The following is a 12,889-nucleotide window of genomic DNA, read 5'->3' as shown; positions in this document are numbered from 1 at the left end:
TGGTCGCGTGCATTCGCCCGCAAAGGTGCGTCCATTCCCATTTTGAGACCCGATTCTCCCCCGGAACTCTGTATCTATCCGACACCCAAAGCCTATTAAGCCGCGAGGCCTGCGGCACGAGTGGTGCCTACCCGTCTTTACCTTTGTCAGGGGCCGGCTGGGCCCGGCGCCACTCGCCCGCTACCCGGTGCGGTACTCGTTGCGTACCCGAAGACACCCGAAGTGGCAGGCGCATAGGAGCCACCAGCAGGGGTGGCGTGGTGAAATGGTGACTAAGTAAACCAGAGGGGGGCGTGGGAACCGGATGTCAGCCATCAGCCGAGGCTCGGGTCCGGCCGCCAAGGCCGAAAAGGAGCCGGCGTCGCAGCCGGTTGCGACGCCGCTTGCCGGTGGATCCCGTGCCCGCCCACGGTTGCAGCTGCGTCAGCCCTCATCACCGCTTATGGCAGGACTGGGCATAGCCACCATCCTCGCCAGCGTCATCTTTTTTTGGGCCTGGCGTTCCAGCCTTGCCACAGGCGCCGCGCAACCCACCTGGTTCGCGGGGTACGTCGACGTCACGGTCTCGCCGCCCTACGCTTTCGAGGAGGGTGCCACGCCGGGCACCAGGGACGTTGTGCTGGCGTTTCTGGTCGCTTCCCCACAGGACCTTTGCGTGGCCAGCTGGGGCCCCGCCTACGGCCTCGAAGAGGCAAACACCGCCCTGGGCCTGGAGAAGCGGATTTCCGATCTTCGCTCCCGCGGCGGATCGGCGGCCGTGTCCTTTGGCGGGGCCCGGAACAGTGAACTGGCCACGACATGCCGGGACGAAGGAAAACTCCGCACCGCATACCGGGACGTCATCGAGCGCTACGAGCCTGCCTTCATCGACTTCGACCTGGAAGGCGCGGACCTGCTGGACCAGGCCGGCGGCGAACGCAGGGCCCGTGCGGTGGCCGCGCTGCAGGGGGACCGCAATTCGTCCGGTAAGGAGCTCCCTGTCTGGCTGACTCTCCCGGCGTCGCCGCGTGGACTCACCGACGCCGGCATCGCAGCCGTCGAACAGATGCTCCAGGCCGGCGTAAAAGTGGCAGGCGTAAACATCATGACCATGAACTACGGCGCCAGCCGGAGCAGTTCGCAAGGCATGCTCGACGCCGCCAAGGCAGCGGCGGAGGCGACGCATGACCAGCTGGGCATCGTGTACCAGAGGGCCGGGATCAACCTCAGCCGCGAACAGCTTTGGAAGAAGATCGGGCTGACCCCCATGATCGGCCGCAACGACCTGCCGGGCGAGATCTTCGGGCTGGACGCTGCCCGCGGCCTGAAAGACTACGCCGTAGGGTTGGACATCCAGCGCCTGTCGATGTGGTCCCTGAACCGCGACGCGACCTGCCCTTCCAGTGAGCAGGGGGAAAACGCCAGCTTTACCTGCAGCGGCGTAGACCAAGGAACCAACAGGTTCTCGGACCTTCTGGGATCAGGACTCCCTGGCAGGATGGATTGAGCGTGGCCCCTACTTCACCTGGCTGGTTGTGACGACGTCCAGCCAGGGACCCGGCGGAACATCCTGCCCATCCACGAACTGCCAATCCACTTTGTCCGTTTCCCCGTTGAGGCTGCTGAAGCCGAGGCAGCCGTTGAGGGCGGGCGAAACATCCATTCCGGCGCCGTTGAACTTCTTGTTGGCCGGCCGCGCATCGTTGGCACCAAAGACGTACTCCTTGTCCTGGTACTCCCCCGGGCCGGCATCCTGGATCTGGCCGTAGCACTCCCTGCCGTCCTTGCGGATCTTGACCCAGCGGTTCTTCATATAGCTGAAGGAGCGGTTGGCCGACTGACCTTTGTAGCCTTCGTCGTTGGCCCAGGGGATGACTGTTGCCCGCTCCCGGAAGGCGGCAGCATTGTTGATGTCGTCATATGGCAGGTCGAGGTAGAAGGGGTTCTCTTTCGGCTTCATGTTGGCAGGCGCATAGCCGTTGGAACCTGACCGTGGCTCGGTCTCACAGCCGTCGGACGTGAGCCGGCCGTCACAACCGCCGTAACTGTCCATCCACTTCGAATCATAGGTGGAGAAGACCTGACTGCCATCCGCGGCATTCGGGTCAAAGACTTCGCCCACCCAGAAGGTGGTGGCCACAATGTTCGTGTGCCAGGGGTACTTCCCCTGCGACCGTTGCTCCGACTCCGGAGGCGTGCACGCCGTGGCCACCATGGCCAGCAGCACGGCGGCTGCACCGCCGCGGATGCGGCGGCGGCTCTTGGAGCCTGGTTCCTTCACTCTGGTCCCCCGAATCGATGAACTTCAGCCTGCGGTAAGAAAGTCCTGCGGTACAAGTACCGCGGCGAGGGCGGCCGCACGTCCCGGGGGATTCCCCGGCTGCGCGGCCGCCCGTAGTGTCCAACCGGTGCTGGACCTGGCTACATTCCCTTCGGGAAGTTCAGGTTGTAGCGGTAGACAAACGCTGCCATGGCGTCCCTGCCGATCGGCTGGACCGGCCGGAACGTACCATCCGGGTACCCCGTGGTGATCGCCGTCGCTGCCAGCCAACGGATCTCGTTGTAGAACTGGTTGCCGGTGGTGACGTCAGGGAACGTCGGGGCGGTAGTTGGTACGGCGGGCTTGCCGTTGTAGCGGTAGAGGAATGCCGCCATCGCGTCACGGTTTACAGGATCCAGTGGCCGGTAGGTTCCGTCCGTGTAGCCCGTGGTGATGCCCTGGGCCGCCAGCCAACGGATTTCGTTGTAGAACTGGTTGCTGGGGGCCACGTCAGTGAATGTCGGAGCGTTGGCCGGCACTGCGGGACTGCCCGCCAACCGGTACAGGAACGCTGCCATCGCGTCCCGGTTGATCGACGCCCCCGGCCGGAACGTGCCATCCGCGTAACCCTGGGTGATCAGGTTGTTGGAGAGCCAGCTGATCTCGTTGTAGAACTGGTTGGTGGCGGCAACGTCGCTGAACGTCTTAATGCTAGCCGTGTCGTACAGCTCATAGTCGTCCGAAACCAGTGTCCCGTTGCCGATCAGGTTCAGGCCGAGGCTGATGCCGGTGGCACCGGCAGGGACAGCCGGCGTCGTGTAGGTGACCTGCGTCCATACATCGGCGGTGGGCAAATACTGCGGCCCGGAGGTCCAATAGGCCCACGAGCCGGCGGCCGTCCGGTAGTGCAGTGAGAATTGGGAATTCCCGCCGGTCGACTTGTACCAGGCCTTGGCCAAGTAGGTGCGGCCGGGCGTTGCGCTGGGAGCGCACTCGCCCGTGTCCAGCTGTGGCAGCAACTTGCCATCGCCGTCGGTGTAGGCCGAAATCACCAACTGCTGGGCCGCGGTGGCTGTGCCGGCATGGCCCGGCGTCACACTGGTAAAAGTCCGGGTGTTGTTGCCGAAGCCGCCCGCTTGCCAGCACCGCGGGATCAGGGATCCGTTCAAGCCCGCGGTCTCAAGACTGGGGTTCTTGATCAGGTTGCCCGTGGTCTGGGGCGCCGGCGGCAAAACGGTGGGTGCCAGCGCTTTCGTGGTGCCTCCAATGACCTCCTTGACTGTCTTCACAAGAACCGGATTGGTGGTGTTGGTGTCCCTCTGGTTTGCCAGCCAGTCCACAAACTGGTTGAACGTGTCCGTGCTGACGGTCAGCGGATCCTTGACAGGTGAACCAATGAGGATGCCGGTACCGACGTGGTGGAACGTCAGCTGGACCCAGCCCCCACCGTTGGCCTGGGCCTGGGTGACCAAGGACTGAATATCCGCCAATGTCCACGTTTCGTCCAGTTGGTCGGGCGCCCCGGTGAAGAAGAGATTCGCAGGCGTCAGGGATTCAGCAAAAGGGAAGGTCTCCGACCCCACAACCTTGCTCCGGATGTCACCCAAGCCCCGGGCGCTGTTGTAGCCGCAGGCAGCAGCGGCGGCCTCTGCGCCCGCGTTGGCCGAGGCAAACGGATACGCGAAATTTTGGATATCCAGCCCGTAGCCCGTCAGCGTGGCCCTGTCATTGCAGAGCTGGCGCGACAACTCCTCAGGTCCCACAGCCGCCAAATCGGCGTGGGTCACGGTGTGCCCGCCGATCTCATGTCCGGCGGCCTGCAGGGCCTGGGCCTGTGCCGTCGTGATGTAGTTCGTTTGGTTCATGTAGCCGGACGGCAGGAAGAATGTTCCGCGCATGCCCGCGGAAACCAGCTTGTCCGCGGCGGCAACCTGATCGGCGTTGGCGTCGTCGAACGTCAGCGTGACGACGGTTTCGCCAACAGCGTTGGCGGCCGGGGCAGTCAGCCCCAGCAACGAGGCGGCGAGGGCCACCGTTGTGGAGGCGGCCAGCCAGCGGGCCTTTCGCTGGCCGGGAGGCCTCTCGGCCCGGTGCCTGGGCTCTGAGGCCGCAGTAGAGCGATGCAGAAGCGTCATGGAACTCAACTCTTTCGTCGAAGGTGCACATAACTTTTGACGGTTGCCGCCCCCCGTCCGGCGCGGCACCTCACGGACGGCTAGCTGGCCGCCATCGTGACTTTCCACCCGAGCGGATCAGGTGCTTTCACCGGGCGGTGATCGGCCGCCACGTTCTGGATGATCTGGTCCAGCGTGGTTTTGGGGTCGAAGCCCACCAGATCTTTCGCTTTGCTGTTGTTTGGTACTCGGCGGCGCATATCCTCATACCCCTCCGCGTAGGCCTGTTCGTAGGGCACCAGGGTGATGGGGCTTTCACTGCCGAGCAGCTCCACAACTCGCTGTGCGAGGGTCAAAATCGAGATCTCGTAGCTGCCGCCGAGGTTGTACGCGTTGCCGTAGGCGGACTCTTCCTCCGAGATTTTGGTGATGGCCGGGACGATGTCGCCGACGTAGGAGAAGCACCGCGTCTGGTGTCCGTCTCCGTAAACCGTCAACGGCTCGCCGGCCAACGCCTGCTTGACCAGGCGCGGCACCACCATTCCGTAGCGGCCGGTCTGCCGCGGACCCACTGTGTTGAACAGCCGGACGATGGCAACCGGAAGGCCGAATTGCCGCCAGTAAGCGTGCGCGAATGCCTCGTCGATCCCCTTTGCCGCCGCGTAGGTCCACCGGGACTTGAGCGCTGAGCCAAGGATCCGGTCCGACTCCTCGGACAGGCTGTCCGAAGTGTTCTTTCCGTAGATCTCACTCGTAGACGCCAGAAGCAGCGTGGCACCGGACTCCAGGACGGCGTCCAAGACCACTTCCGTGCCGTGGATGTTGGTGCGCAGGCTCTCCAGGGGATGCTCCACGATGAGGTTGACGCCGACTGCTGCCGCCAGGTGGAACACCCGGTCGGCACCGGCCACCACTTTGTCCACCGCCGCGCGGTCCAGGATGGTGCCCTCCACGAAGTGGAAGTTCCGGTGGCCAATCACCGTCCGGAGGTTCTCCAAGCGACCGGTCGAGAGGTCATCCAGTACGGTGACTGTGTCTCCGGCCGCGAGGAGATGCTCCACGAGATGGCTCCCGATGAAGCCGGCTCCGCCGGTGATTGCTGTTTTCACTTCTCCTACTTTCTTTTGAAGCCCAGCGGGGCCGCTGGAATCACAACCTGAATTCACAACCTCGTGACGTTGGTTCCGGCCGGAAGCCGGTAGGTAGTGTCGAGGACGGCCGGCGCGTCGCGCAGCCACCCGATGTCCATTGCCGAGTGCCTTGTGTGAAGGATGACCAGGTCTGCGTCCCAGCCCGAGGGATCCTCCAGCGATTCCAGGGCACTTCCCTGGCCGTCGGGAGCCGTGGGGCACCACGGATCGTGGTAGGCCACGACAGCGCCGTGGGCGACCATTGCGGCGATGATTTCCAAAGCCGGCGATTCGCGGAGGTCCTCGACGTCCGGTTTGTACGCCACGCCGAGAACCAGCACACGTGCTCCGCTGATTCCGTGGTTCCGGTCCGAGAGGATGCGGCGGGCCTTCTCCACCACCTGGTGGGGCCTTCCGGCGATGCCCGCCATGGCGTGCTCGATGACCGGCGCCGTGACCCTTGCCTTCCTGAGCTGCCACAACAGGTAGTGCGGATCGCAGGGAATGCAGTGGCCGCCGACGCCCGGGCCGGGGGTGAACGGCATAAAGCCGTATGGCTTCGTCGAGGCCGCGTCAATCACGTCCATGACCTCCATGCCCAGCTCGTGGCAAATGTCCGCGAACTCATTGGCCAGCGCGATGTTCACGGCACGGAAGGTGTTTTCGACGAGTTTGGTCATCTCGGCAACGTCTGCGGACGGCACAACGTGCACCAGCTTGGTGCTCGCCTGGAGCAGTTCCGAAGCGGCTTCGCCGCAAGCTGGCGTTACTCCGCCTACCACCCGGGGGACGTCCTCATGCGAGAAGGCGTCCACTCCCGGATTGATCCGCTCCGGCGAGAAGGCCACGAACACGTCCGTGCCGGGGATCAGGCCCTTGGCGGCCAGAGGCACTGCCAGGAGATCCCGGGTGGAGCCCACATACGTGGTGGACGTCAACATCAGCAACTGGCCCGGTACCGCAAATTCCACCACGGAGGCGCACGCCGCCCGCAGGATGCCAAGGTCCGGCACCAGGTACGGATCCACCGGTGTGGGGACACAGACCACCACTGCCGCCGCCCGTGCCAGCAGGGACAGGTCCGTGCTGATCATGAACGACGGATCCTCCAGGGCGTTGCCCAGCCGGACCTTGTCGGAGTCCAGCAGGTCTGCCTGCCGGGACCGGATGACAGCCAGCCTGTTCTCCGACACGTCAAGTCCCAGGACGCGCCGTCCGGAGGCGTTGATGGCCAGCGCCGTCGGCAGGCCAACGTACCCGAGCCCAACTATCGCGACGTCGAACGTGAACGTGTGATCCTGGGCCGCAGCATCGTCCGCCGCTGTGGCTGATTCCATGGCCTCGGGCGCCAGTTCGGGCACCCCTGTCCCGTTCTCCGGCCATTCCCGGGAATCCTCGAGCAGCGGTGGAAGTTCGGCCCGGGTCAGCGGGGCCTTGTGAGCCTTTAGTTTGGTGTTCGGTGTCATGCTAAACCGACCTCCCGGTATTCGATTTGTCCCGTTTGTGTGAAAGCCGGCGACATCCGGTGGCAGATCCCGGTCTCAGAGGACGCTGCCCGGATCGTCGCCGGCTCGAATAGGGTGCCCGCATTCGGCGGGATGCTGGTCGCCCTGGAGGAGTCTTCCAGGTGGATTGCCACATGAAATTCCGAAGGCCAGTTGTCAGCTGATTGATGCATTTAGAGACCCACTACTTTCCCCAATAGATACCTGCGGCCCAACAAGCTACAGCGTATTAACCAACCCCCTGCCGGGGCGCGAGTGGGCTCTACCCGTCTTTGCGGGTGCATCACTGAGGGGAATGGGGTGGTACCCGCCCGGTCCGCCCCCACCACTCGCATCAATACTCGTTTGAGGGCGGTGCGAACGCGGTGGCGGCTCCGGTGTAGGGGCGCGGGCTATCTTCCGGCGGGTAGCCGGAGGCCTGACTACCGTTCGATGGCGCTATTCAGTCCGGGAGGGCACGGCCCAAGGCAGGGTCCTAGGCAAGGTCCTTGGAGTGGCCCTGGAAATGGCCCTAGGCCGGTCCGGGCAGGCTGGCGTGGCGGGCACCGTAGGCCACGCAAGCCAGATCCTCACGGTGGCTGATGCCGAGTTTCGCGAACATCCGGTAGAGATGGCCTTCCACCGTCCGCAATGACAGCCCCAGCTGGAGCGCGATTTCCCGGTTGCTCGCTCCCGCCTGGACCAGGGCCGCGATTTCCTGCTCGCGCCGGGTCAGCTTGTGCAGGTCCGGCGGGATTTCGGCCGCCGAAGCACCCGCTTTGTTGAGTGCCGCATTCCGCTGTTTGACTAGTTTCTGGGCCTCGAACTGCCGTGGTTTGTCGCCTCGGGTCTCAAGGATCCGCAAGGCGTGGGCGGCGCACTCCGCGGCCGCCAGGTCCAGGCCGTCCCGCGCTGCCGCATCGCTCATTTCCACGAGGCGGTTGACGTCCTTGGCCGCCAGGGCACGGCAATACGCGGCCAGGAACTCCGCGCTCCGCCCTTCACAGCCCTCGGCCGCCGCAGCCAGCCGCGGCATAATGGACAGGTCCCCGAGCCGTAGCACCAGCGAGAGGATTTCCACTTCGTAGCTGAGGAATCCGGAGGTCGCTGCAGCATCGGCGAGGGCGATCAGCTTTGACACGGCTGCCTGGACGCCGACCCGTTCGGCCCGCGCCGCTACGGTGTAGGCCTGCCCCAGCAGTGAGGCATGGCGATGGTCTGAGAGCAGCGCGTCGTAGGCGTTCGCGTTGGCAGTGGCCGTGTCCGTCCGGTTCAGGATGGAAGCGGCGTATGCGGTGGCCGCGAGCGCATCGGGCAAATCGCCGCCGGCGTCGGAGAGGCGCAGCACCTCGGCGGCCTGGCTCAGCTTCGGCAGTGCGGCCCCGATGGTGCCCCGCCGGAGGTCGGCCGTGCCCGCCGCGAGGTGCAGCATGCCGCCAAAGTAGATCAGGGAGTTCGACGCCTGGGCGATATGGTTTTGCAGATAGTCGTCGAGGACGTCGAGTTCACCGGCATGGAGCAGCGCCAGCAGGTAGCGTCTCATCACGAACTCGGCGTACTCAAGCCGCCGGTCCCCGCTGGCGGCGAGGATGTCCTCGACGTCCATCACAATCTGCAGTGCAGATACGGCGCGTCCTGTCAGTGCCAGCGACTCTGCCAGCAGCGTTCCGGCCAGAAGCCGGGACTCGTCGTCGTCCGTGGATTCCCAGATTTCCTGGAGTTCCGGCTCCGCTTCGACATGGCGTCCTGCTGCCTGGTAGCCCTCTAGGGCAAGGAGCCTGCTACCCAGACGGGCGGTGGCCAGCTCCGTCGTGTCGAACCCCGGGGTGGCGTCTTCCAGCCTGGAGACGGCTTCCGCCCACGCGTCGGCTGCCCGCAGCACGGCCTCCGGCCCGTTGCGCTTGCCGGCTGCAAGCTGGGCCGCCAGCATGGACGCCTGCCGGACGGTGCGCAGGTCGGTGGCTTGTTCCACCACGCCCTCGAGGCACAGGCCGGCTCCGACGGGATCGCGCCCGTAGAGTTTGGCGCGGGCCAGCTCCACTTGTGCCGCGAGTCTGAGGGACGGCTCCCGGATCGCCCCCACGACCCGTTCCACGTAGTCGGGAATGAAGAGCCTGTTCGCCAGCTGGGCGGCCTCTAGGATGTCGGCGTCCGGGACGGTTGCCCCGGACTCCAGCGCCCAGGTGACGTGCCGGAGCCTGCCGTCCAGGGTCTCGGGGCGGGAGTCCAGAAGGTCGACAATCCGCCGTCGGATGGTCACGCTGCGGGCAGTGGGCACCAGCTGCCTGATCACTTCGCCGATCAGCGGCTGCGCGAGGCGGACGTGCCGGGCGGCGTCCGCCGAGATCACGATGAACTGGAGTTCCTTGAGTTCATCGACGGCGTGGCTGTCGCTGGCACGCTGCAGGACGCTGAGCGGGATCGCCTCTGCCAGCGCCACCGATTCCAGGGCCTGGCGCTGTTCGGGGTTCAGCTGCATGATCTGGTTCCGGACCAGGTCCATCAGCCGGACGGTGGCCGCTCCGGGCTCGCCGAGGAGCACCCAGGTGTCATTTCGCTGGAGCAGGTGGCCGCGGGACTTGGCATGGGCTATCAGTTCCAGCAGGAACATCGGGTTTCCGCCGGATGACCTGAACAAGACAGCGCTGGCGCTGGGGACGAGGGGCGAGCCAAGCACGCGCGTGCACAACTCGTCCACTTCTTCCTTGGTCAGCGGCTGCAGTTCGAAACGGTCCACCAGCCCTTCCGACCACATCGACAGCACTTCCGGCGGCGCCGAAGGATGCGGGCGGCAGAGCAAAACCACCCTGGCGGCCTCTGCAGCGGCCAGCTGTGCAATGACCGCTGCACTGCTGTCGTCCAGATGCTGGGCGTCCTCGACCACCAGCACGGCCTGCGACTGGTCCCGCAGGCTCTCCGGACTGAGTTCCGTTACCAACGCCTTCAGCACTGCGCGCGGCTGGTCTGTCTGTCCGGGAGTCAAAGCCGTCAGCAAGGGTGCAAGGGCCGCGTACGGAACCTCGGAAAGCGAAGGACCCGCGTACACGTAGAAGGGCCTGATCCGGCTGCCAAGCTCAAAGACAACTTCGTTGATCAGGGCGGTCTTGCCGATGCCGGCGTCCCCCAGGATAAGCGCGCCGGGGCCGTTGGCGTCGAGGAGGCAGTCGACTACCGACGCAACCATGCCGAATCGCCCAATCAGCCGTTCTGCCGTGATGGTGGTTTCAGTCATGACTGCTCATCTCCTGTACTGCCAAGGGCTACCGGAAGCTCCAAACGCTCTTCGATTTTTAGCTTGCCGTAAATCTGGTAGAGGTGTCCCTCCACTGTCCGTACTGACACGTGCAGTTGGGCCGCGATGCTCCTATTACTCGCCCCGGCGGCGGCCAGCTGCGCTATTTGGAGTTCACGGGCGGTCAGGGTGAGCCTGTCGTGGGTGCCGTCCTGTGGCGTCCGCAACCGCCGGCGGCACGTTTCCGCCAGGTGCTTGGCCTGCCGGACCAGGCTCCTTTCGAGGTGCGCCTGCTCCAGGTTCAGGATTGACTCGGCAATGTCCAGGGCGAACCTGTCATTGTGCATTCTGGCCGCGAGGTTTGCGGCTGCCATGAGATTGTCGGCTTCACGGGTCATGACCCCCCGGGCGTAATGTGCACACAGTTCCGCGAAGGGTCCCTGGCTTTCGCCTGCACTATCCAGCAGTCTCGGCGCCGCATCGGATTCCCCCAGCCTGACAGCCGAGCTCAGGCACAGCAGCTCATGACCGACGTTGCCGGCGGCACGGTCATCCTCCGCCATCCGGAGCAACTGTTCAATTCCTGTCCGCGAGCCGTCCAGTTCCGCCCGGGCAAGGGCCGTGAAATAGCCTTCTGCCCGGGACACCTTCCAGGTCTTCCGCCTGGAAGCGGATTCCGTCTCCGCAAGATAGGCGAGCGCCGCTTCCCGTTCGCCCTGCAGCGCGGAAGCGTAGGCCGCCGCGGCACAGGCCAGCGGCAGGATGCCGTCGCTGTCCTGGATGCGCAACTGGCTGATGCCGGGAACGAGCAGATCGAGTCCGTCGCGTCCACGGCCCTGCATGCAGGCGCAGATCGCTTCCGGTATTTCAGTGGCACTGAACCGCCGGTAGATAACGGATGACGGGAGCCAGTCCTCCGTTGGCAGAGTCTCGGTCGCCTCATCCCACCTGCCGGCCACCAGGTACGCAAAGCGGAGCCTTGAGATCACCGACTGAGCGATGGCCACAGGAATCTCCGGCCGCAGGCACTGCAACTTCAGCTGTTCGGCGAGCTCGGCGGCATCCGACTGGCGTCCCGTCACGGCCCACGCTTCACACATCCAGCTGCCGGCCTGGAGCCTGAATTCCGGGCTGTGGAACTCGACATTGTTCAAGGAATCGGTGAGGTCTGCCGCCATGTCCCGGTAGCTTCCTGCGTAGCCGGCGGCTTCAGCTTCGGCCAGCGTGAGCTGTTCCCTGATGCGCCTGAGCTCCGGTGCCGGCATGCTCTCTGCAGGACCGGACCTGTCGTCATAAAGGACTTTCCGGGCCTTGGCCAGGGACGCCGGGGCCTCGTGCCAGGCGTCCGGGGTGGCGAGGAACACCGAGCTCTCCGCCAGCAGTATGCCGATCGATTCGGCGAGCGCAGGCTCTGCCTGCGACAACTTTTGATGCCGCCGAACAACAGCCAGGGCCTCCTCCACTTCGCCGAGGGTCATCAGCGCCGCAACCTCTTCGGTCACCGCTTCAGCCCGCGCATCGTGTCCCGGGATGGAGCGGACGAACCGCAGCGCGAGTGCGGCATCCAGCCTCCTGTTGGCGAGCCTGGCGGCCGACAGGGATTCTTCGGTCGACAACGGGGCGCCGCAGTCGAGGGCCCAGACTGCGAACGGCAGTTCCGTGGCGGGTGTGCGGAAGGAGGGGGCGGCGGCCAGGAGGACCATTTCGCGGAGCTCGTTGCTCCGGCCGGGCGGAACATTCTCGCGGACCACATCTGCCACCAGCTGGCTCTGGATCCTGACCCGGCGGGGCAGTGAGTCCTCGACCGCCAGGACCCCGCGCTCCTCAAGGGCGTCCACGTCGTCGGCAGCCACGAGCGTCAGCAGTGTGTCCAGTGGCAGGGTCTCCGCCAGCGAGAGGATTTCCAGGATCCGCCGGTCAGCCTCGCCCATCCGCCCCAGCCGCGTGGCGATCAGGTCGGTAATGGCCCGTCCATGGACCCGGTGATCGGCCGTCAGGACCCACACCCCGTCCCGGACCACCAGCGAACCGGAGTCAGCCAGCTCCATTGCCAGCATCTTGAGGTAGTGCGGGTTGCCATCACTGGCTGCCCAGAGCGATTGGACGGCAGAGTGTGACACCTTGGCACTGAGGCCTTCTTCAAGCCAGCTGACCGCTTCCCGGAAGGACAGTGGTTCGAGGTTCACCCTGGTCAGGAACCCGCCGTCGCACAGTCCCGAAATCTCTGCCGACAGCCGCAACGGATCAGAGCAGGTCAGGACCAGGCGCACTGCGCGGTTTCGGGCGAGCTGGGCGATTGTCACGGCCGTCAGTTCGTCAGCCTCGCCGGCGTTGTCGACAAAGAGGTAAACGGTCTTTCCCATGGCCCGCTCCCGCAGGAGCCGCATCAGACCGGACAACACCAGCACCGGGTGGTTGAGGTATCCCGGCTCCAGGTCGCTCAGCAACATGTTGAGGGCGCCGTACGGCGAACGGGACAGCGCGGCACTGCACCGTAGTGTCACAACCAGGGAATCGTCACGGAACTGCTTGAGTGCGTGGGTGGTCAGGAACGTCTTTCCGGTGCCCGAGGTTCCGGTCACCAGCACTCCCCCTGCCGACTCCGCCAGGGCGCGGGTAATATCGCTGACCGCCTGCTTGCGACCGATCAATGGCCATGCGGCGCCCCGTGACATTCCGGCGGACCTGGT

Annotated in this window: 7 protein-coding genes; 1 reads left to right on the top strand and 6 read right to left on the bottom strand. The window is 65.1% G+C overall.

Annotation, left to right across the window (positions count from 1 at the left end; translation table 11 throughout):
* Window positions 1–304: 304 nt before the first annotated feature.
* Window positions 305–1,486 (top strand): chitinase, encoded by a 1,182-nt coding sequence (locus PV761_RS00735; protein ID WP_347893563.1) that lies wholly within the window; start codon window positions 305–307, stop codon window positions 1,484–1,486.
* 9 nt (window positions 1,487–1,495) lie between these two features.
* On the opposite strand, the gene PV761_RS00730 is transcribed toward PV761_RS00735, so the two are convergent.
* From PV761_RS00730 to PV761_RS00705, 6 genes are all read right to left on the bottom strand, one after another.
* On the bottom strand, window positions 1,496–2,260 hold the full coding sequence (locus PV761_RS00730) for a hypothetical protein (protein ID WP_347893561.1): 765 nt from the start codon (window positions 2,258–2,260) through the stop codon (window positions 1,496–1,498).
* A 140-nt stretch (window positions 2,261–2,400) separates the two neighbouring features.
* On the bottom strand, window positions 2,401–4,374 hold the full coding sequence (locus PV761_RS00725; RefSeq protein ID WP_347893559.1) for an S-layer homology domain-containing protein: 1,974 nt from the start codon (window positions 4,372–4,374) through the stop codon (window positions 2,401–2,403).
* 80 nt (window positions 4,375–4,454) lie between these two features.
* Window positions 4,455–5,462, bottom strand: coding sequence for a GDP-mannose 4,6-dehydratase (locus PV761_RS00720; protein ID WP_347893557.1), 1,008 nt, complete (start codon window positions 5,460–5,462; stop codon window positions 4,455–4,457).
* A 53-nt stretch (window positions 5,463–5,515) separates the two neighbouring features.
* A complete protein-coding gene (locus tag PV761_RS00715; protein ID WP_347893555.1) occupies window positions 5,516–6,949 on the bottom strand; it encodes a nucleotide sugar dehydrogenase in 1,434 nt (477 codons plus the stop codon).
* A gap of 550 nt (window positions 6,950–7,499) precedes the next feature.
* Window positions 7,500–10,199, bottom strand: a complete 2,700-nt coding sequence (locus PV761_RS00710; protein WP_347893553.1) for a LuxR C-terminal-related transcriptional regulator — start codon at window positions 10,197–10,199, stop codon at window positions 7,500–7,502.
* Complete coding sequence (locus PV761_RS00705; RefSeq protein WP_347893551.1) at window positions 10,196–12,874, bottom strand: LuxR C-terminal-related transcriptional regulator; 2,679 nt, start codon at window positions 12,872–12,874, stop codon at window positions 10,196–10,198. The genes PV761_RS00710 and PV761_RS00705 overlap by 4 nt, the downstream gene beginning before the upstream one ends.
* Window positions 12,875–12,889: the final 15 nt, after the last annotated feature.

This window comes from Arthrobacter sp. CC3, assembly GCF_039907775.1.
Taxonomy (GTDB): domain Bacteria; phylum Actinomycetota; class Actinomycetes; order Actinomycetales; family Micrococcaceae; genus Arthrobacter.
Note: the sequence above shows the minus strand (reverse complement) of the source record. Positions and strands in the feature narration are given on the sequence as shown.

Bases quoted from the DNA above. Each gene is read 5' to 3' on its own strand.
- PV761_RS00735 (WP_347893563.1), top strand. From the start codon at position 305: ATGTCAGCCATCAGCCGAGGCTCGGGTCCGGCCGCCAAGGCCGAAAAG.
- PV761_RS00725 (WP_347893559.1), bottom strand. From the start codon at position 4,374: ATGACGCTTCTGCATCGCTCTACTGCGGCCTCAGAGCCCAGGCACCGG.
- PV761_RS00715 (WP_347893555.1), bottom strand. From the start codon at position 6,949: ATGACACCGAACACCAAACTAAAGGCTCACAAGGCCCCGCTGACCCGG.
- PV761_RS00710 (WP_347893553.1), bottom strand. From the start codon at position 10,199: ATGACTGAAACCACCATCACGGCAGAACGGCTGATTGGGCGATTCGGC.
- PV761_RS00705 (WP_347893551.1), bottom strand. From the start codon at position 12,874: ATGTCACGGGGCGCCGCATGGCCATTGATCGGTCGCAAGCAGGCGGTC.